Here is a 20683-nt window from a genome sequence, read left to right on the forward strand (position 1 = left end):
GGAATAATAATGAAAACAATGCGTCGGATTTATTCGATTCCTTATATGATGTGGCTATTATTGTTTGTGATTGCGCCTGTTTTGATGATTATCTATCAATCTTTCTTTGATATGAACGGTCAGTTTACTTTAGACAATTATCAAACGTACTTTACGTCAGGTACTTATTTGAGTATGACACTTAATTCAGTTTGGTATGCATTTTTGATCACGTTGTTTACGTTTTTGATCAGTTATCCAACTGCTTACTTTTTAACGAAGTTAAAGCATAAGCAATTGTGGTTGATGTTGGTTATTTTGCCAACTTGGGTGAATCTCTTACTGAAAGCTTATGCTTTTATTGGGATTTTTAGCATTCATGGGAATGTAAACCAGTTCTTAAGTTTCCTTGGAATTGGTCCGCATCAAATTTTATTTACAGATTTTAGTTTTCTATTTGTCGCAACCTATATTGAAATTCCATTTATGATTTTACCAATCTTTAATGCGCTAGAAGAACTTAATCCTTCGCTGATCAGCGCCAGCCGTGATCTTGGGGCTAACAGTGTTGAAACCTTTCAGCGGGTGATTTTTCCACTTTCATTGAATGGGGTAAAAAGTGGCGTTCAAGCAGTTTTTATACCCTCACTATCCTTATTCATGTTGACTCGTTTGATTGGTGGAAACCGTGTTATCACATTAGGTACAGCTATTGAAGAACACTTTATGGTGACACAAAACTGGGGCATGGGCTCAACAATTGGTGTGATTTTGATTGTGGCAATGTTTGTTGTGATGCTGTTGACAGGTGAGAAGAAGAAAAAGGGGCGGGTGAAATGACAAAGAAAAAATTTAAATGGTCTTATGTATATCTGATCATCGTTTTTGCTTTATTGTATGCACCGATTTTCTATCTGATTTTCTACTCATTCAATGATACAGATACGATGAATAAATTTACGGGATTCACACTTGCAAATTATGCGGCTGTCTTTGACGATACACGCTTATTGATTATTGTGTTGAATACGTTCTTGTTGGCTTTTTTATCGGCGCTATTAGCTACGATCATCGGTACATTTGGGGCGATGGGAATTTATTACACTAGACGTAGAAAAACTAGAACAGCTTTGATGAGTTTTAATAATATTTTGCTCGTATCTCCGGATGTCATTATTGGTGCCAGTTTTTTGATCTTTTTTACAGCAGTTGGCTTTATTAGCTTAGGTTTTGCCAGTGTATTATTGTCTCATATTGCCTTTAGTATTCCGATCGTCGTCTTGATGGTGCTGCCGAAATTACAAGAAATGAATGATTCCATGGTGGATGCAGCTCGTGATCTTGGGGCCAATAATGTACAAGTGATCAAAAATATTATCTTGCCATTTTTATCACCAGGTATTATTGCAGGTTATTTTATGGCATTCACCTACTCACTAGACGACTTTGCCGTGACCTTTTTCGTTACAGGAAATGGATTCTCAACACTTTCAGTTGAAATTTATTCTAGAGCGAGACAAGGAATTAGTCTAGAAATCAATGCGTTAAGTGCCTTAGTCTTTATTTTCTCTATGATTTTAGTGATCGGCTACTATTTTATCAGCCAAGATAATACGTCCAAACGTATGAAAAAAATGCGTCGTGAACAAAGTGAGGTGGCTAACCTTAAATGAAAAAACTACAATCTTTGCTTATCGGTATTTTAGCGATCATTCTGATTTTATTTTTCGGAGTTCGTCAATTAGAAAAAGCCAGCGGTATGGCGGGTGCTGATACCTTGACGATTTATAATTGGGGCGATTATATTGATCCTGATTTATTACGTAAATTTGAAAAAGAGTCAGGTTATAAGGTCAATTATGAAACATTTGACTCGAATGAAGCCATGTTTACGAAAATCCAGCAAGGTGGTACGGCTTACGATATCACGATTCCTTCTGAATATATGATCCAAAAAATGATGAAAGAAAAAATGCTATTGCCGATCGATCATAAGAAACTAACAGGATTAGAAAATATCGATGAACGTTTTTTAAATTTAGATTTTGATCCGCAAAATAACTATTCGATTCCTTATTTTTGGGGAACATTAGGGATCATTTACAATGATAAATTTATTGGCGAAGATCAAATCAAGCATTGGGACGACTTGTGGAAACCAGCATTGAAAGATAATGTGATGTTGATTGATGGTGCTCGTGAAGTATTAGGACTATCCTTAAACAGCATGGGATATTCATTAAACAGCAAAAATAATCAAGAGTTGCGCAAAGCAACGGATAAATTGAACAAACTAACAACTAATGTAAAAGCAATTGTTGCAGATGAAATCAAAATGTACATGATCAACGAAGAAAGTGCGGCAGCTGTAACGTTTTCTGGTGAAGCAGCTGAAATGCTTGATGGCAATGAACATCTGCATTATGTGATACCATCAGAAGGATCTAATTTGTGGTTTGATAATATCGTGATTCCTAAAACAGCAAAAAATATTAAAGGCTCCTACGAATTTATCAATTTCATGTTGCGACCTGAAAATGCTGCTCAAAATGCAGAATACATTGGGTATTCCACACCAAATAAGGCGGCGAAAAAATTATTGCCTGAGGAAATTTCTAGTGATGAACAGTTTTATCCAAGTGATGAAGTGATTAAGCATTTAGAAGTTTATGAAGATTTAGGGGCGAAATATTTGGGGATTTATAATGATTTGTTTCTTGAGTTTAAGATGTACCGCCGATGATTGGAAAACTCAGTAAAAACGCGTTAAATCAACAAAAATTCAGGAGAATAAGCCACCGTTTTTACTGCCAGTTTTCCAAAATTCTACCAAAAGCGACGAAATTGTCGCTTTTTTGGTGTTTTCTACCAGAGAATTTTAGCTATAAAGCTTGGTTTATGTATGATTAAGCATAGATGTTTTTTTGAGAAAAATTATCATTAAAAAAAATTGTTTTTTATCTAGAAAAAGAGTACTAGAAACATCTACTGTAAATGCTGGATATGAAAATTTTAATATAACAACATTTTATCGCCATGTAAAAATAAATTGAATCAATTCTAAGTTAAATTATATTGGCAGTAAATTTTAGCACACTTCTGAAAAGGTATCGTATATGGCGATATCTTTTTCTATTTTCCAACAAGAATATAGTTCATGAGAATATTTAAGTCAACACACTCCTGTGATAGTTTGTCAGTAGGTTCCTTGAATGAATCACAGTTTGGGAGGCAAACCAAGTTCTTGATAGTTGATTGATAGAATTTGTTTTATAGTAGAACTGTTCAGCGAAAGTTATATGTTTCAATATAATGTATAATTTACTATAAAAATAAGAACTCTCTTTTTCTTTATAGGTATTTGATATAATTAAGTAAATATTATGTGAGGATAGTACAACATGAGAACTAAATTATTTTTTTCAAATGAAGAATCACATATTTGGTACGGTGCTGGTAGCGGTGATATAGAAAGATATGAATGTCCTTTTACTTAAGGGAAAATAAAAAATTAGATGAAAATATAAAAATGTAAGTAGAAAAAATTAAAACTTCGTAATTATATTGATGAATTAGAGAATATTAGGCAAAAACATCTAGAAGAAATTCAAAATATTAAATCAGAGATTGATGATATTTATCATCACAATAATAGAGCTAAAACGCTTATAGAATTACACTCTAGAAAGGAAAAGGTTGTAGGTAGAATTAGCTTATGGTTAGAAAGTTTAACTGATGAAGAAAACTCAAGTAATATAGAGATAAAAATCAAAACACTGAATTTAAGATTAGAAGAAATTCATGTTTTATTAGATAAAGATTCTATTGAAGAACGAAAACAATCAGCGTTATTACGTATTTCAAGTGATATGATCAGAGGTAAAAGAATTAGATCTAGAACATTTATCTAATCCACATAGACTAGATATGAATAAAGTAACGGCTGTTGTTGATAAAACTGACTGCCTAGTACAATTACAACAACATGGAAGTGGATCAAATTGGGTTGGAGTTCACTTAATAGCTTATTTTGCGTTACAAAAATATTTCACTCAAAGTAAACGTCTTGTAACTAGGTTTCTATTCATGGATCAACCTTCCCAAGTATATTTCCCTTCAAAGACAGAAGGTAAAGACACTGATAGGGAAATGTTTACAAAAATGTATGATTTCATGTATAACAAAGTAAATTCTTTATCGAGCCAAATTCAAGTAATTGTAGTTGATCACGCTAAACTATATGATACTCATAATTTCAAAGCCTCGTTTATTGAAGACGGGCATACTGATTTAAAACTCATATCAATAGATTGGTATGAATAAAATATAGTATTGGCAGTACTAATTAACTTTTAAAAATGAGTTAGGTTTTTCAAAATAATACACAAATTAATGACAATAATTGTTAATACTTCAAACATTAACTTATCATTTCTATATGTAATTACCATTCAATGAATGTGATAGGCTTATAAGTAATAGAGAAGGGATTCAGTTATGGAACAACTATAAACTATAAATTATAAATTAGTAGCTAATATATATAAAATAATTAATGTTAAACCATTAATATGAAGTGTTTTAATAAGTATAAAGCTAATGATTAAAGAGAGTATGTTTATCGTTCACTAGACATGAAAGCTAAGTTATGTATAATTAAACATGTTAAAAGACAAGAGTAAATATAGAAGACAATGATTTAGTTGACCCAAATACCAAAGTTTAAAAGAAAGAGATCTATCATTTAAAGATAAAAATAGAGTGGAAAAATAATATGGATTTGAGTATTTTGAAAATAAAGGAGAGTTTTTTATGAAAAAAATAGCATTAGGTGTATCAGTAATTATTTTGATTAGTATTTTATCTTTTTTTACCATATTATTTTTCACTCCTAAGCCTTTATTTGCAGCTGTTAAGGCGATACCTGTTGAAGCAAATTTAACAAAGCCATCTAATTACAGAGAAATTGAAGATAATATTAGTGTTAAAAAAAATATTACGTATTCAAATGAATATTTGGAAAGCACATTAGATATTTATTCACCGAAAAAGTTGAAAGAGTCGGCTCCTGTAATTTTATTTATTCATGGTGGTGGTTTCTTTAAAGGCGAAAAAGAGATGGCAAAATATTTTGGTCCCACACTTTCCAATGAAGAATATATTTTTGTAAGTATTAATTACAATCTTGCGCCGAAGGCTACAGTATTTGACCAAATTAGGCAAGTGAATGAAGCGGTCAAATTTATTGTTGAGAATGCTGAACAATTTTCAATAAACGAAAATGAAATTAGTTTAGCTGGCTCGTCAGCAGGAGGTTTTTTAGCGTTACAATTGTTATCAGCTTACCATGATGATAGTTATGCAAAAAAAATTGAAATTCAGCCAGTAAAAAATACACTATTTAAAAGTCTACTTTTATATAGTGCTGTATTTGATTTATCAGAATTTCAAAACTTTGATGGTAATATACTAAGTAATTATGTGGTTTCTAAAATGGGTTGGGGATTGACTGGCGAGAAAAATTGGAAACAAGACAAGCATTTAGGTCAGCTTCTAAATTTAAATAATTATATCAGTGAAAAATTTCCACCGATATTTATTACAGATGGAAATACGAATACTTTTACTAAACAAGCTAAAAACTATGTAGCTAGGCTAGAAGAATTTAAAGTTCCAACTCAAACTTTGTTCTTTGATTCAAAAGTTGAGGTGGGACATGGATATCAATTAAATATGGAGACTCATGCATCAGAGAAAGCTGTGGCTCAATCGTTAGAATTTTTAAAGTTAGATCAATAAGTTACTTAATTAAATTATGAAATGGAGTAGCCTGAGTTGTGAGACGAATTTTCTTCAGCAAAGTGAATTATTAACATTGTTACTAATAGGTTAATGGTTCACTTTTGTTTTTATAAATGAAAACTATTAGAAACTACTCTAATTTTTTATTTACATATAATGTTTGTACATAGGTGTTCATTTGATAAGCCCAGCCTTGATCAGAGTGGAAGGGGCGGCGATAGGGACAATCATTTGTTTGAGAAATTGCTTCTACTAACCCGGCTATAACTGTTTTACCGTTTGGTTGAGCAGAAAGGCTGTAGCTTAGAATTTCACTGTTATACATATCCATAAACGGATCTAAATATGTTTTTTTCTGTCGAAGAATGCTCGCGTCGTCTGTTTCATAGTATTTAAATTCAGTTGTATCCGTCGTGATTTTTTCATGAGAGCCCGAAGTATTGAGTCTTCGATGAATCAAGTTTTTAGCTACTTTCCCAACGTTTCCCTTATATGAATTATATTTCCTAGATTTCTTGGTAAATGCGTTGACTTGTAACTGTAGCTTTTGAATTAATCGCTGTACTTTCTTTTTATTTACTTTGTATCCACGTCGTTTTAATTTTTGTGTCATTCTTCTATAGCCATAATGTTAATGTTCTTTACGAATTGCTTGAATTTTTTCTTCAATCATTTGTGTTGAATATGAATATAATCATGTATGTACTATTTTTTGTTATAGCTTTATTCAGAATGGGAGTGCTTTTTATTTCTAAACGTCATGAAAAGAAATTATTAGAGACAGGCGCGATGGAGTATGGTAAAAAAGTATCCAAACAACTAGTAATTTTGCATACTTTATTTTATTTTTGTTCTTTTTTTGAAGGTATAATCACGAGCGTAAAAATAGATATAATTAGTTATATTGGATTATTTCTGTTAATAGTGTCATTTATCGTATTAATCGTAGTGGTTAAATCATTAGGGGAATACTGGACAGTTAAATTAATTTTTGCTGGAAATCATGTGTTAAATACTAGTTGGGTGTTTAAATATATTAAACATCCAAATTATTTCTTAAACATTGTTCCTGAGTTAATAGGTATAACCCTATTATTTCATGCTTGGTTAACGATAATGGTTTTCATAGTTCCCTATAGCATATGTCTTTATTTAAGAATCAAAGAAGAAAATGAATTATTAGCTTCTTTGTAGCTTGAGATGAGAGCGCTGAAATATTGGTGCGTAATTTTCTATCAATGAAGTTTAAAATAATCATGTATTAATAGATTTACCACAAATAAGAATGGTGTAAGCTCTTCGTGAACGTAATTTTTTGTTCATTAAGAGGTTCTATAAAGAAAGCGTTTGATTGTTAAAATTCGACCATAATTTGTCCGAAACATGAATTTTTTTCGAAACTTTCCAATCATTTGAGTTAAGTACAAGATTTTCGCTTATACTTATGGTAAAATAAACTCAACTTATAGAAGTTTAAACGCGATTTTTAGAGGCAAAAGGCAGGTGGGTACATGGAACAATATCCCAAGAAATTCAGTAATAATAAGAGATTTATGTTATTCTCACACTCAAAAGTTTTAAAAACTGGAATTGCCGCGTGCATTATTCAGTGCTTTAAGAGTTATTACAGAGTTACCTGATTGCCTAACAGTAAATAAGGATCAACCAAAAAAGATGAGTGATAGATTCTAAGAATCAATGAATATCAGAATCTTTAATACATGTGAGAGGAACTAAAATGAATGAAAAGAAAACTATTATCACTACAGATGATATGTGTATTGCTCAGTGTTAATTTTGTACCAGTAATTGGTTATGCTGATGAATTGACGCAAACAGAGTCAGGATCAAACAACATCGAAGAAGGAACAACAGAAACGACAGAAAGTTCTTCAACTGAGGACACAACGACACCGACAGATTCATCTTCAACTGAAGAAACTGGTACAACTGAATCAACCAATACCAGTACCGAGTCGTCAGAAGAAGTACAACCTCCGGCAAGTAGTCATGAGGAAGTCCCAGTAGCGCCACAACCAAGCGCTCCAATTGAAACGACAGTAGTACCAGAGCAGCCTGTTCAGCCAACCGTTGATCATGCACCTACTGAAGCGCAATTGGATCAAACTATCAAGGTCGTTAAAAATGAACCAACAGAAACATTCATTCGCCGTATCGGTGAAAAAGCTCGTGCTGTAGGTCAAAAAAATGACTTGTATGCCTCTGTTATGATTGCTCAAGCCATTTTAGAAACAGGATCTGGCAATAGTGATTTAAGCCAACAGCCTTATCACAATCTCTTCGGAATCAAAGGAGAGTACAAAGGAGAGAAAGTTGTCTTTTCTACACAAGAAGATGACGGATCTGGCAATTGGTATACGATTGATGCTTCTTTCAAAAAATACCCTGGATACAAAGAATCGTTTGAGGATTATGCTAAGTTAATGAAAGAAGGCATCGATTCAAACAAAACAATTTATTCAGGGACTTGGAAGTCAAATGCCGTGAGCTATCGTGAAGCGACAAAATCTTTAACAGGTGTTTATGCAACGGATACGAGTTATGATCAAAAGCTAAATGCTTTTATTGAAGAATATGATTTGACTGAGTATGACAAAGAAAAACCATCTACTTCAACAAGTGGTATCATTGTTTCAGACAGTCATCCAGATAGTGATTTTAAAGAGTATACAGGTGAAACCTATTCTGGTTCAGAAGCATATGCAGCAGGAAACTGTACGCAATATGTCTATAACCGTATTGTTCAATTAGATGGTTCTGTCGAAACAACAATGGGTAATGGAATGGACTGGGGATCAACTGGTAAAGCGAATGGCTATGAGGTTTCTAATAAACCTAAAGCAGGAACGGCCGTTAGTTTCCAACCAACAGTTGCTGGAGCAGATGGAACGTATGGACATGTGGCATTTGTTGAACATGTGTATGATGATGGATCTATCCTAATTTCAGAAATGAATGTTGCTGGTTTAGGAATCGTTTCATTTAGAGTAATTGATAAAGACACAGCTAATACGTTAGCATACGTGACACCAAAATAAAAATAAGTTAATGATGATGTCGAGTTGGAGTACTCAGCATTATCATTAACTTTTTTAGTTTTTCTCAAAATTCTGTTTACTTTTTCTTAACTATTCTATAGAAAACCTAAATGTTTTGGGCATAGTTTCTTCAAACCTCCACGTTATTATATAGACATACCCAATAACAAACCCAAACAAAACACTTTTTCATTTTTACTCCTCAAGTAAAAAGAACTCCTTTGCCGCTCGATCACCCAGTCGAGCGGTTATTTTTTTGTAAAATAGTTGTTGAACTTAATAATGTATTTTCCTGCTGTTAATGCTTGATTCATTCCAAAATTCATATGAATCAGCCATTTTTCTAGAAATTATTTGCTGTAATTGAGAAAGTTCTTCCTGCTGTAACTCTCTTTTTTGAATTAATAAAACTGAAGTCGAGTTTAGTTGTAGCGCAATAAAATCATTCGCTTCAATGCATCGGATGAAACTGGACCATTCATAAGTGGAAACAGATAATTGTGTCCTTACTTCAACAGATTCATCTGTAATAATAAACTCCTTTTCGATAAAAAATGATTTGTTTGACGGATCTTTTAAACTTTTTTTGAGTCTAAAATCAATTTCTTTATAATAGATAAGCAGCAGTTCTAGACCTATTACCAAAAAAAGTAATGCACTATAAAAAAATATCGGACAATAATGCAGTATGTCAGCTAAGTTGATGGATATAAATTTGAATGTATCTTGTTGGAAAAATTTCCAGATTAAATAAATAGAAATGATGAACAGAAAAAAACTAGTAATAGATAAACTTAAAAGTAAATATCTTCGATGTTTATATTTCTTTTTCATGTAGATTTTATTAAACTCTAGCCAACTATTTTGAGTCAAGGTTTGTGTTAATTTTAGTTTTAGTTCCATTTTTATCATCTCCTACTATGGATTATAGCGTTTACTTTGTTGAAATGACAGTTTTTTTGATAGACGACAGTGAAAAAATAGTTATATCCTGAAAAAAATGCTGACCATAAAAATCATGGCCAGCATTTTTTATTATTTTTTCCACTCAGCGACTTCTTTTGAATGACTGTCGATCCAGTCTCTAGCAGCTTGAGTTGGTTCAGTTCCATTATTGATTTCTAACATCACAGATTCCATATCTTCTTTTGTCCAATGGAAATTTTTCAAGATGTTATAGGCTTCAGGATTTTCTTTTTCTAATCCTTTTCTAGCCATTGTGTGAATTGTTTCTTCTTTGCCCATTGTGCCTTTTGGATCTTCTAAATATTTAAGATCGTATTTAGCAAACATCCAATGTGGAGACCAACCCGTAATAACAATCTCTTCTTTGTTTTTGATGGCTTGTCCAAGAGCAACGGTCATGGCACCAGATGAAGAAGTTTCAACTGACCAATCAGATAAGTTGTTATAAGCTTTTTGTGTTTTTTCAGCCGCAGCAACAACACCTGCACCAGGTTCGATCCCGGTGATTTTTTTACCAGCTTGATCTTTTAAATCTTCAATTGAATCAACGTCCATATATTGTGGAACAACGATACCAAGTTTAGCACCTTTTAAGTTTTCACCTAAATCATCCACTTTATTTTTATATTGTTTGTATTGCTCACCATGAGTTCCAGGAAGCCAAGCGGCAACCATTGCATCTGTTTCCCCTTTTGAGAGAGATTCCCACATAATGGCATTATCTAGCGGTGTCAGTGAGACATTGTAACCTACATCTTTTAACACTTCACCGATCACGTGAGTTGAAGCAACTTCTGTATCCCATTCTACATAAGAAAGAGAAATATTTTTTTCTTCATTTTTTGCAGAAGAGAACAGAGTAGAGCCGGCGATCAAAGCGATAATCGCTACAATAGCAACAGCAGTGCCACCAATTTTTTGTTTTTTAGATAATTTTGATTTAGCTGGTGTTGATTTTTTCTTATTTAAATTTTGAGTAAAACGATCAATGATAATCGCTAAAATAACTAAAGCAACCCCATTAACAAAACCATTTCCGACTTGGGCACGTTGTAAGGCAGAAAGAACGCCGCGACCAAGTCCAGGAGCACCGATCATTGATGCGATAACCACCATAGAAAGTGCCAGCATTGTTGTCTGGTTGACCCCCGCCATGATCGTATTTTTAGCTAATGGTAACTCAAGTTTGAATAGTTTTTGCCAACCCGTACTACCAAATGAATCAGAAGCTTCAACTAATTCTTTCGGTACTTGACGAATCCCAAGATTGGTAAAACGAACAGTTGGTGGTAATGCAAAGATCACTGAGGCAAATACCCCAGGAACCATCCCGATTCCGAAGAATGCTACTGCAGGAATCAAATACACAAATCCAGGCATTGTTTGCATGAAATCTAAAATAGGGGTAATAATGCTTTGCGCTTTATTACTTTTTGCCATTAAAATTCCTAGTGGTACACCAATGACGATGGAAACTACACTAGAAAGTAAAACTAAAGTTACGGTACTCATCAAATCTGTCCATAAATTTTGATTGTAAATGAAAAGTAACCCGATCAGTGTGAACAAGCTTAAACCAATTTTCTTATTTGAAATAAAAAATGCAATGGCAGTTAAAATAATGATAAATAGTACGGGAGGAATCGCAACTAATAGAGAGGTGATTCCATCCATTAAACTTTGACCTGTTGATTGGAAGAAACTGAAAACTCCTGAAAAAGTATTCGTCATCCATTCAGTGATCGTTTCGACCCAACTTGCTACTGGTAATTGATAATTATTCATTGATATTCACCTCTGTTTCTGCTAATGCTTCAAGAACGCTGCCTCGAATGACGACACCAAGCAATTTATTGTTGTCCGTTACAGCAACTGGCGTAGGTGAATCATAGATGATTGGGAAAATATCGTTGACGAGCATATCTTTGTCGATAGAAGTGATATCTGTATCCACATAATCAGTTAATGGTTTACCTGCTTTACGTGCTTCTAACGCTCGCTCAGCTCGGACGACCCCTTTTAGTTGACGTTTTTTATCAACAGCTAAAAGCATACTAACTTCTTCTTGACGCATCCGTGTTAAAGCAACCGTTGGGCCGTCAATTTCAATATTAGTTGTTAATGCAGGAACCATGATATTTTGAGCAGTTAAAACCTTAGAACGATCTACATCTTCAACGAAGGTACGAACGTAATCATTGGCTGGGTTTGTTAAGATTTCTTCACCAGTACCAATTTGCATAATCTGACCGTCTTTCATTAGAGCAATTCGATCGCCGATACGTAATGCTTCATTTAAATCATGTGTGATAAAGATGATCGTCTTTTTCACATTTTCTTGTAGATCTACTAATTCATCTTGCATTTCTCGACGAATCAACGGATCAAGAGCAGAAAAGGCTTCATCCATCAGTAAAATTTCTGGATCGTTAGCTAAGGCTCGGGCTAAGCCAACACGTTGTTGCATTCCGCCAGACAGCTGTTTAGGAAACTGATCTTTAAAAGCGAGTAAGCTTGAGTTTTCTAACGCTTGTTCGGCTTTAGCAGTACGTTCTTCTTTTGGGACACCGCGAACTTCTAAACCATATTCTGTATTTTCTAAAATCGTGCGGTGAGGGAAGAGACCAAAATTTTGGAAAACCATGCTCATCTTATTACGACGAACTTCTCTAAGGCCTTCTTTATCCAATTTTGAGATGTCTTGATTATCGATAAGAATATTTCCAGAAGTGGGTTCGATCAAACGATTCAAAAGACGAATCAATGTTGATTTACCACTACCAGAAAGCCCCATGATCACGAAAATTTCTCCTTCTTCTACTTCGAAATTCACATCGTATACGCCGACAGTAGCACCAGTTTTTTTCAAGATTTCGGTTTTATCTTTGTTTTCTTTGATCATATCCAGTGCTTGTTTTGATTTTTTACCGAATATTTTTGTTAAATGCGAGACTTGTACTTTGGGCAAAACAAAATTCCTCCTTATTTTAAAAGCTGAGCAGGCTCGTCCAACTCCGACAGAAAAATAGGAAAATCAGAGGGTGGTGCTTTTCGCCACAATCGGATTTTATCTTTTTTTCGAGGAGTTAGCCTGTGAAGCTAGATAACACTAAAAGCGTAACGAGCTAGTTTAGCCTAGACAGGAAAATAGGAAAAAATGACTGAGATGCTTTTTGTCTCATTCAGTTTTTATCTTTTTCCCGAAAGGCTAGCTCGTGAAGCTAGATAACACTAAAAGCGTAACGAGCTAGTTTAGCCTAGACAGGAAAATAGGAAAAAATGACTGAGATGCTTTTTGTCTCATTCAGTTTTTATCTTCTTCCCGAGCGGCTAGCTCGTAAAGCTAGATAACACTAAAAGTATAAGAGGCTCGTCCAACTCCCACAGAAAAATAGGGAAATCAGAGGGTGGCGTTTTTTGCTACAATCAGATTTTATCTTTTTTCCGAGTAGTTGGCCTGCGAAGCTACCCAATATAAATTATACTTTTTTTGTTTTTTACAAAATAATGTAAAGAAAAATCATTTTCTTTTCTGTAAAAAAAAGTGACCATTCTAGATTAACATCGTGTAGTCACTTTGTCAAATTAGTGATCTAAAGAGAGAAAAATCAATGTGACTACCCTGTAAAGATATCATCTTTATTGAATTTTTTCTTTACTGCACGATGTGTTTTACATGTCAAGCTATTGGTGATAGTGAAGTCTATAGCAATGTTGATTGATAATAGTTATCACTGATAGTTATTATCAAAAATATTGATTGTACTTCAGGTTTTTTCAAACATATAATTAAGCCAGATAGGAGGGATAGAATTGAAAAAAATAGAGTGCAGTATTTATCGAGGAGGTACGAGTAAAGGTGTATTCCTATTAAAGAAGGATTTGGATAGACTCGGTTATGATCAAGATGAGGTATTGCTAAGAATAATGGGGAGTCCTGACGTAAGACAGATTGATGGGTTAGGAGGAGCAGTTTCAACTACAAGTAAAGTTGCTATTATTTCAAATGAAGAAAATGAAGATTGGGATGTGAATTATACCTTTGCACAAGTAGCTATTGACAAGCCAATTGTCTCTTATGCTGGAAACTGTGGAAATATTTCATCTGCAGTTGGCATTTTCTCGATTGAAAGCGGTTTAGTGGATGCGGTTGACCCTATAACTACAGTTAAAGTTTATAACAAGAATACAAATAAAATAATCTATGAACATATTCCTACTCCTGACGGTCAATTAGTATATGAAGGAGATTTTAAAATTTCTGGAGTACCAGGAAGCGGACTTAAAATTGTATTAGAGTTTATGGAGCCCGCTGGTTCAATAACAGGAAAATTGTTGCCAACAGGAAATGTAATAGACACACTAACAGTAGAAGATTTTGGTGAGATAGATGTATCAATTGTTGATGCTGCAAATCCTTTAGTATTTATAGAAGCGAATAAAGTTGGTCTGATTGGGAATGAGAATGCTTCTGAAATCGACAATAGTGAAGAACGATTAAGATTGTTAGAGAAAATCAGAGGTGCAGCAGCTGAAAAACTAGAATTTATCAAAACAGCGGATCAAAGTTCTCAAAAATCACCAGGAGTTCCTAAGCTTACGTTAGTAAGTAGAGCTGAAAATTATACAACAGTAGGTGGAGAAAATATCAGGTCAGATAGCTATGATTTAGCTGTTCGAATGATGAGTATGCAAAAAGCACATAAAACGATTGCCTTAACTGGTGCACTTTGTACAGCAGCAGCTTGTGTGATACCTGGTACGATTCCAAATTTACTGCTAAAAAAAAATAATCTGTCAAGCAATCAAACAAAATTGGTTTTTGGTCATAGTGACGGTTTGATTGAAACAACAATCAATTATGAATTAAATAAGGAAGAGGGCGTAACTATCCGTTCTATTTCTTCCTATAGAACGGCGAGAAAAATTTTGACAGGTACAGTATTTTTTTAGATTAAAAAGGAGATGAAAAAAGTATGTTGGCTTTATTGGGATATTTGATGATCATTGTATTTATGGCACTGTTACTTACGAAAAAAATCTCCCCTTTCGCAGGGCTGATTCTTATACCTCTTGCTTTTGGTTTAATTGCAGCTAGTTATACAGGACAATCATTTTTAAACGTTTTTGATTGGATTTATGAAGGATTATATTATCAAGTTGTTGGTAACAAAGTAAAATCTGGTGTAGCACCTACTATTACATTATTATTATTTGCTATTTTGTATTTCTCTATTATGTTGGATGTTGGCCTTTTTGATCCATTAAGCAAAGTTTTGATCAAATGGGCAAAAGGAGATCCTCTTCGTCTTTGCATTGCTACAGCTGTCATATCAACGATTGTTTCTTTAGATGGTGATGGTACGACAACAGTATTGATCGTAACAGCAGCCGTTTTGTCGTTATTCAAAAAAATGAAAATGCGACAGCTATACTTAGCAGTATTGATTGCTATTCCAAATTCGATTATGAACTTGGTACCGTGGAGTGGACCTATGGCAAGAGCCATGCCAGTATTGAATATAGGACCAAAAGAATTTTTCTTACCCTTGATTCCTGGAATGATTGGTGCAACGTTGCTTACAGCTTACATGGCTTATAGCTATGGGACAAAAGAGCGCGCACGTTTAGGTTATACTGCTGGAAAGAGTATTGTTACTGAAGAAGATTTAAAGGCAATCATGAAATCACTAAATGATGATCCAGATAATTTAAAACGACCTAAATTATTGTTATTCAATTTTATTTTGACAATCGTTATCATGGCGTTGTTGGTATTGGATACAGTTAATGGAGGCATCTTATTCTTAGTTGGAACAAGTATTGCACTGATTGTTAACTATAAAAATCCAGTTCTTCAAGCGCAACGATTAACTGCAAATGGTTCAGAAGCGTTAGGACCCGTCAGCTTAGTTTTTGGCGCAGGTGTTATTATGGGCGTATTAAATGGTAGTGGAATGAGTGCAGGCATTGCAGAGCATATTGTTTCTTTATTACCTGAAAGTATGGGAGGCTATATTCCGTTGTTGCTAGCCCTAATTTCACTACCAGGTCTATTCTTTTTACCGAATGATGCATTTTATTTCGGCATTTTACCTGTCATTGCCCCAATTGCATATAGTTTTGGGGCAACACCTGTAAATATTGGGGTAGCTTCCTTGATAGGGCAAGCGGTACGATTTGCCAGTCCTCTAGTTGCATTTCTTTACGTCTTAGTTGATCGAACTGAAGTCAGTTTTGGAGACTATCAAAAAGAATACTTAAAATGGGGAATACCTAGCTATTTCATTCAACTAATAATCGCTATTGTAAGCGGAATCATTCCGTTGCCATTTTTAAATTAATGTTTTACAAAGATTGATAAATTCACGAGTATATGGTGGAAGTATTCGGTTTTTACGGTATCCAATCAATACTTCTGTGGAAAATAAATGTTCGTCAGTTTGACTGATTGAAAAGAAAAAAGGACGTTCTTTCAGGTTCAAGTGTTCTACATGATTTTCGTAAACAAAGGATACACCATAACCCGCAACAGTTAGATTGAGAGCTGTTTCGATATTTTTTGTATAGAATACATTTTTAGGCTTGATTTGATGATAACGAAAAATTTTTTCTGCCATTTGACCAGTTCTTTGATTTGGAAAGTGTAAAATAAATCGTTGATTTTTAAAGTAACGTAAATCAAAATATGGATATTTGTGTTGTGATTTTTGTGATAATAGATCCTCTTTAAGGAATGATCTTGGCACTGCTAATAATATTTTTTCTTTGCGAATAATCTCATAATCCATATTTAAAAAACGATCTGGCTTATTCATGATAATGATATCTGCCTGTCCATCCTGGATTTTTTTCTCAAGAACGACAGAAGCATCTTCACATAGTTCTATTTTAACATTGGGATAAAGTGTATCGAATTTAGGCAAAATTTCTGGTAATAAATATGAGCTCCGTAATAAGGGGATTGCCAATCGTATTTTACCATAGCGTTGCTCCAACATAGTTTCCAATTTACTTTGAAAATTATCTTTTATTTCAAGGATGCTTAATCCTGCTGCAAGATATTCTTCGCCTAAAACAGTTAAAGAAAATTTTTTCCCGATCACTTGAAATACTTGAAAACCTAGACGTTCTTCCATATTTTTGAGGTACATGCTTAAGGAAGGTTGAGTAATAAATAATGATTCTGCAGCTTTAGTCAAATTTTCAAATTCTAAAATAGCACAAATATACTCAAAGTCTTTTATTTCCATAAGTTTACTCCCTTTCAATAAAGCCCTTTAGTATTAATCATAAAGTATTTTCACTTTAAAACAACAATTTTTGGAGGTTAAGCTATGAAAAGAACAATAATAATTCAAAATAAAGAATATAACTATTTTAGTCTGAAGGCATTAGGTGAAAAAAACAACGCTGACATTTCTCGTCTGCCATACTCTATCAGAGTATTACTTGAGAACGTTTTACGTCAAGAAACAGAAGAAAGCGATGAAGTTGTTCAACAACTGGTAAACTGGAATTTACCAAATACTAAAAAAATGGAAATTCCTTTTAAGCCCGGACGTGTCATTTTACAAGATTTGACAGGTGGGGCAGCTATTGTAGATTTAGCATCATTGCGTAAAGCGGTTAAAGATTTTGGGTTTGACCCAAATAGTATAAATCCTGAGATTCCAGTAGACTTAGTTATTGATCATTCTGTTCAAGTTGACTATGCTGGATCAAAAATAGCTTTTCAGAAAAATGAAGAATTAGAATTTAAGAGAAATATGGAACGATACAGTTTTTTTAAATGGGCAGAACAATCATTTGACTCGTTTAGAGTCGTTCCTCCTGCAACTGGTATTGTCCATCAAGTGAATTTAGAATATCTTGCTGATGTTGTAACACAAAAAGAGACGAAGTCAGGAGAGAATTACTTATTCCCTGATACGTTGGTTGGTACAGATTCACATACGACGATGATCAATGCCCTTGGGGTTTTAGGCTGGGGCGTAGGTGGAATAGAAGCAGAAGCCGGCATGTTAGGACAGCCTTGTTATTTGTCTACTCCAGAGGTTGTAGGTATTCGATTAAAAGGAAAATTTAGAAGTGGTGCCACAGCAACTGACTTGGCCCTAACCTTGACACATTTATTAAGAGAAAAAAACGTAGTAGGGAAATTTGTTGAATATTTTGGGGAAGGATTAGCAAATTTAACAATATCTGATCGTTCTGTTGTAGCGAATATGGCGCCTGAATACGGTGCTACTTGTGGCTTTTTCCCTATTGATCAAGAAACACTTAATTATTTAGCATTTAGTGGTAGAAGTGAGAAGCAACGTATGATTATTGAAGCGTATGTGAAAGAAAATCAATTATACTATGATCCTAATAAAGAAGCGGATTATAGTGATGTCATTGAGTTGAATTTAGAGGAAATTGAGCCAAGTTTAGCAGGTCCAAAACGTCCACAGGATTTAGTTCCTTTGTCTAAAGTTAAGCAAGGATTTATTGACTCTCTAACGTTGCCCAACGGAAATAGTGGTTATGGTCTACAACCAGAAGAAGAACGAAAACAGGCGATTATTCATTATGAGGATGGAACACAGGAGGTTATTGAAACAGGAGCAGTTGTGATTGCTGCAATCACGAGTTGTACGAATACAAGTAATCCTTTTATCATGTTGAGTGCCGGACTTCTCGCGAAAAAAGCGGTAGAAAAAGGGTTATCAGTCAAGAGGTATGTCAAAACATCATTATCGCCAGGCTCAAAAGTAGCGACTCGTTATTTTGAAAATGCGGATTTACTCTATTATTTAGAAAAACTAGGCTTTGATATTACTGGGTACGGATGTATGACATGTGTGGGAAATTCTGGACCTTTAAATGACGCGGTTAGTAAAGTTATTCAAGATGAAAATCTATTGGTATCAGCGGTATTGAGCGGAAATCGTAATTTTGAAGGACGTGTCCATGCAGATGTAAAAGCAGGCTATTTAGCTGCACCTCACCTTGTCATTGCCTATGCAATAGCAGGAAATATCAAAATTGATTTAACTACTGAACCATTGGGTTACGATGAACATAATTCACCTATCTATTTAGGAGATATCATGCCTAGTAATGAGGAAGTAGAACAATTAATGAATAAATATGTCAAAACAGATTTATACAAAGAAGAGTATAAATCTGTATTTAACTCAAACCAGCACTGGAATGAAATTAAGACGAAATCGTCAACTACTTATAAATGGGATGATAACTCCACTTATATTGCTAATCCACCTTATTTTGAACAATTGCAATTACACATTAAACCAATCCAACCATTAAAAGAGCAACGCGTATTGGCGAAACTGGGTGATTCTATTACGACCGATCATCTATCGCCTGTTGGGGCAATTCCTTTAAATTCACCTGCTGGAAAGTACCTGATTGAACATGGTGTACGGCCGCAAGCCTTTAACTCATATGGAAGTCGCCGTGGTAACCATGAAGTGATGGTGAGAGGAACGCTGAGCAATATTCGCTTGAGAAATGAATTGGCAGATGGTAAAGAAGGAGGATATACAAAATATTTTCCTACCGATAAGATTCTTTCCATATTTGATGCTAGCCAAAAGTATATTGAAGATAATGTAGGACTGGTTATTTTAGCAGGTGAAGACTACGGCATGGGGTCTTCGAGAGATTGGGCTGCTAAAGGGGTTCGGTTGTTAGGCGTAAATACAGTTATTGCAAAAAGTTTTGAGAGGATTCATCGATCTAATTTACTAATGATGGGTGTTTTACCGCTACAATTTCTGGATGGAGAAGATGCAAATAGTCTAGGATTGACAGGGAACGAAATTTTCGATTTTGAAATTGATGATACCGTACAGCCTAATGAAATAATCAATGTTCTTGCTACGAGTCCAGATGGGGCAACAATTACATTTAAAGTATGTGCGCGATTTGATTCACAAACAGAGGTAGATTACTATAGAAATCGAGGAATTCTTCAAATGGTTTTGAGAAATAAACTGCGCTCAAAAGAGAATTGATAGAGGTGAATTATGAAAAATAAAACTGATATTGCTGAAGTTATTGAACCAAATTTAAATTTTAGTAGTACGAAATCACTGAAAACAACTGTCTATTTGGCGTTAAGAAAGACAATTCTCAACGGGAAAATCCCTGTAGGAACGAGGATTAATGAGTCAATGATTTCTGCAAGATTTAATATTAGCAGAACACCGCTTCGTGGTGCATTGCAAAGACTTAGAGATGAAAATTTATTAGAGTATGTTCCAGATAGAGGAATGATTGTAAAAGGAATCACGATTCGAGATGCTTATGAAATTTTTACGATCAGAAAATCTTTGGATCGTTTAGCCACAATAACTGCAATGTACGAAATGAGTGAAGCAGATTTTAAAGAATTGGAATTAATAGTGTATTTGATGCAGCAACAGGATAAAGTTGGTGGTAATTTGGCTTCACTTTTTGAGGAGTTTAATGAGTTTATTTATGAAAAAAGTCACTTATTTCGTCTTAGAGATACAATAGCAAATATTCAAAACTATTTAAGCTATTTCAGAGAACTTTCAGTGCATTCAAAAGACAGAAGTAAAGGAGCAATTGAGGACCATACAAAAATTTATCATTACATGAAAAGGAAAGATGAAAAACAAGTGGGAATTCTTTTAGATAAACATTTAGATAATGCTTTAAACAGTATCTTAAATGAAATGGATAAAAATTGAATATATTTAAACATTAAACTATTTTTCTAATTTAAGATTAAAGCCTGTAAAAAGAATGGTCATTTGCTTTATGTTTTGGTGAATAATGCATTTTAAACTATGATTAGTAAAAAATAAAAAATAGTCTATCAATAAACCAACCTCCAAAAG

General features: G+C 34.0%; 14 protein-coding genes and 2 pseudogenes. 11 read left to right on the forward strand and 5 right to left on the reverse strand.

The annotated features are described in order from the left end of the window. The first annotated feature begins 9 nt into the window (after nt 1-9). From I583_RS03750 to I583_RS03770, 5 genes and pseudogenes are all read left to right on the forward strand, one after another. Entirely contained in the window at nt 10-819 is an 810-nt protein-coding gene (locus I583_RS03750) for an ABC transporter permease (protein WP_010763234.1), read from the forward strand. Beyond that, a complete protein-coding gene (locus I583_RS03755) occupies nt 816-1652 on the forward strand; it encodes an ABC transporter permease (RefSeq protein WP_010763235.1) in 837 nt (278 codons plus the stop codon). Before I583_RS03750 ends, I583_RS03755 begins: the two co-directional genes overlap by 4 nt. Beyond that, nucleotides 1649-2722, forward strand: a complete 1074-nt coding sequence (locus tag I583_RS03760; RefSeq protein WP_010763236.1) for an ABC transporter substrate-binding protein — start codon at nt 1649-1651, stop codon at nt 2720-2722. Before I583_RS03755 ends, I583_RS03760 begins: the two co-directional genes overlap by 4 nt. A gap of 1151 nt (nt 2723-3873) precedes the next feature. Beyond that, nucleotides 3874-4302: pseudogene (locus I583_RS03765) on the forward strand (DUF3732 domain-containing protein); the annotation flags it as partial. A 489-nt stretch (nt 4303-4791) separates the two neighbouring features. Next, complete coding sequence (locus I583_RS03770) at nt 4792-5778, forward strand: alpha/beta hydrolase (protein ID WP_010763239.1); 987 nt, start codon at nt 4792-4794, stop codon at nt 5776-5778. A 169-nt stretch (nt 5779-5947) separates the two neighbouring features. Here the strand turns inward: I583_RS03770 and I583_RS03775 are convergent. Next, a pseudogene (locus I583_RS03775) lies at nt 5948-6457 on the reverse strand (IS3 family transposase); the annotation flags it as partial. Between the two features lie 20 nt (nt 6458-6477). On the opposite strand from I583_RS03775, the gene I583_RS03780 reads away from it, so the two are divergent. Together I583_RS03780 and I583_RS03785 are read left to right on the forward strand one after the other, a co-directional pair. Next, nucleotides 6478-6975, forward strand: coding sequence for an isoprenylcysteine carboxylmethyltransferase family protein (locus tag I583_RS03780; RefSeq protein WP_010763241.1), 498 nt, complete (start codon nt 6478-6480; stop codon nt 6973-6975). 548 nt (nt 6976-7523) lie between these two features. Beyond that, the gene (locus I583_RS03785; RefSeq protein WP_010763242.1) at nt 7524-8840 is read left to right on the forward strand and encodes a glucosaminidase domain-containing protein; all 1317 of its coding nucleotides are present in this window, start codon (nt 7524-7526) and stop codon (nt 8838-8840) included. A gap of 276 nt (nt 8841-9116) precedes the next feature. On the opposite strand, the gene I583_RS03790 is transcribed toward I583_RS03785, so the two are convergent. The 3 genes from I583_RS03790 to I583_RS03800 all read right to left on the reverse strand — a co-directional run bounded on the left by I583_RS03790 (nt 9117) and on the right by I583_RS03800 (nt 12774). After that, nucleotides 9117-9743: a YcxB family protein gene (locus I583_RS03790; protein WP_010763243.1), complete on the reverse strand. Its 627-nt coding sequence runs from the start codon at nt 9741-9743 to the stop codon at nt 9117-9119. Nucleotides 9744-9875: 132 nt separating this feature from the next. Beyond that, nucleotides 9876-11591 (reverse strand): ABC transporter permease/substrate binding protein, encoded by a 1716-nt coding sequence (locus tag I583_RS03795; RefSeq protein ID WP_010763244.1) that lies wholly within the window; start codon nt 11589-11591, stop codon nt 9876-9878. Further along, nucleotides 11584-12774: a quaternary amine ABC transporter ATP-binding protein gene (locus tag I583_RS03800; RefSeq protein ID WP_010763245.1), complete on the reverse strand. Its 1191-nt coding sequence runs from the start codon at nt 12772-12774 to the stop codon at nt 11584-11586. The genes I583_RS03795 and I583_RS03800 overlap by 8 nt, the downstream gene beginning before the upstream one ends. 845 nt (nt 12775-13619) lie before the next feature. On the opposite strand from I583_RS03800, the gene I583_RS03805 reads away from it, so the two are divergent. Together I583_RS03805 and I583_RS03810 are read left to right on the forward strand one after the other, a co-directional pair. Further along, on the forward strand, nt 13620-14759 hold the full coding sequence (locus tag I583_RS03805; RefSeq protein WP_010763246.1) for a 2-methylaconitate cis-trans isomerase PrpF family protein: 1140 nt from the start codon (nt 13620-13622) through the stop codon (nt 14757-14759). 23 nt (nt 14760-14782) lie between these two features. Further along, nucleotides 14783-16150 carry a CitMHS family transporter gene (locus tag I583_RS03810; protein ID WP_010763247.1) on the forward strand — a complete coding sequence of 456 codons (1368 nt, stop codon included), beginning with the start codon at nt 14783-14785 and terminating at the stop codon, nt 16148-16150. Here I583_RS03810 and I583_RS03815 read toward each other — a convergent pair. After that, on the reverse strand, nt 16142-17059 hold the full coding sequence (locus I583_RS03815) for a LysR family transcriptional regulator (protein ID WP_010763248.1): 918 nt from the start codon (nt 17057-17059) through the stop codon (nt 16142-16144). The genes I583_RS03810 and I583_RS03815 overlap by 9 nt on opposite strands. Before the next feature lie 84 nt (nt 17060-17143). On the opposite strand from I583_RS03815, the gene acnA reads away from it, so the two are divergent. Continuing rightward, on the forward strand, nt 17144-19831 hold the full coding sequence (gene acnA, locus I583_RS03820; RefSeq protein WP_010763249.1) for an aconitate hydratase AcnA: 2688 nt from the start codon (nt 17144-17146) through the stop codon (nt 19829-19831). Between the two features lie 12 nt (nt 19832-19843). After that, complete coding sequence (locus tag I583_RS03825; RefSeq protein ID WP_010763250.1) at nt 19844-20533, forward strand: GntR family transcriptional regulator; 690 nt, start codon at nt 19844-19846, stop codon at nt 20531-20533. Nucleotides 20534-20683: the final 150 nt, after the last annotated feature.

It is taken from the genome of Enterococcus haemoperoxidus ATCC BAA-382 (assembly GCF_000407165.1).
In the GTDB taxonomy this organism is placed as follows: domain Bacteria; phylum Bacillota; class Bacilli; order Lactobacillales; family Enterococcaceae; genus Enterococcus_L; species Enterococcus_L haemoperoxidus.

Coding starts and splice junctions, on each gene's coding strand:
- I583_RS03750 (WP_010763234.1), top strand. CDS start 10: ATGAAAACAATGCGTCGGATTTATTCGATTCCTTATATGATGTGGCTA.
- I583_RS03755 (WP_010763235.1), top strand. CDS start 816: ATGACAAAGAAAAAATTTAAATGGTCTTATGTATATCTGATCATCGTT.
- I583_RS03760 (WP_010763236.1), top strand. CDS start 1,649: ATGAAAAAACTACAATCTTTGCTTATCGGTATTTTAGCGATCATTCTG.
- I583_RS03770 (WP_010763239.1), top strand. CDS start 4,792: ATGAAAAAAATAGCATTAGGTGTATCAGTAATTATTTTGATTAGTATT.
- I583_RS03780 (WP_010763241.1), top strand. CDS start 6,478: ATGTATGTACTATTTTTTGTTATAGCTTTATTCAGAATGGGAGTGCTT.
- I583_RS03785 (WP_010763242.1), top strand. CDS start 7,524: ATGAAAAGAAAACTATTATCACTACAGATGATATGTGTATTGCTCAGT.
- I583_RS03790 (WP_010763243.1), bottom strand. CDS start 9,743: ATGGAACTAAAACTAAAATTAACACAAACCTTGACTCAAAATAGTTGG.
- I583_RS03795 (WP_010763244.1), bottom strand. CDS start 11,591: ATGAATAATTATCAATTACCAGTAGCAAGTTGGGTCGAAACGATCACT.
- I583_RS03810 (WP_010763247.1), top strand. CDS start 14,783: ATGTTGGCTTTATTGGGATATTTGATGATCATTGTATTTATGGCACTG.
- I583_RS03815 (WP_010763248.1), bottom strand. CDS start 17,059: ATGGAAATAAAAGACTTTGAGTATATTTGTGCTATTTTAGAATTTGAA.
- acnA (WP_010763249.1), top strand. CDS start 17,144: ATGAAAAGAACAATAATAATTCAAAATAAAGAATATAACTATTTTAGT.
- I583_RS03825 (WP_010763250.1), top strand. CDS start 19,844: ATGAAAAATAAAACTGATATTGCTGAAGTTATTGAACCAAATTTAAAT.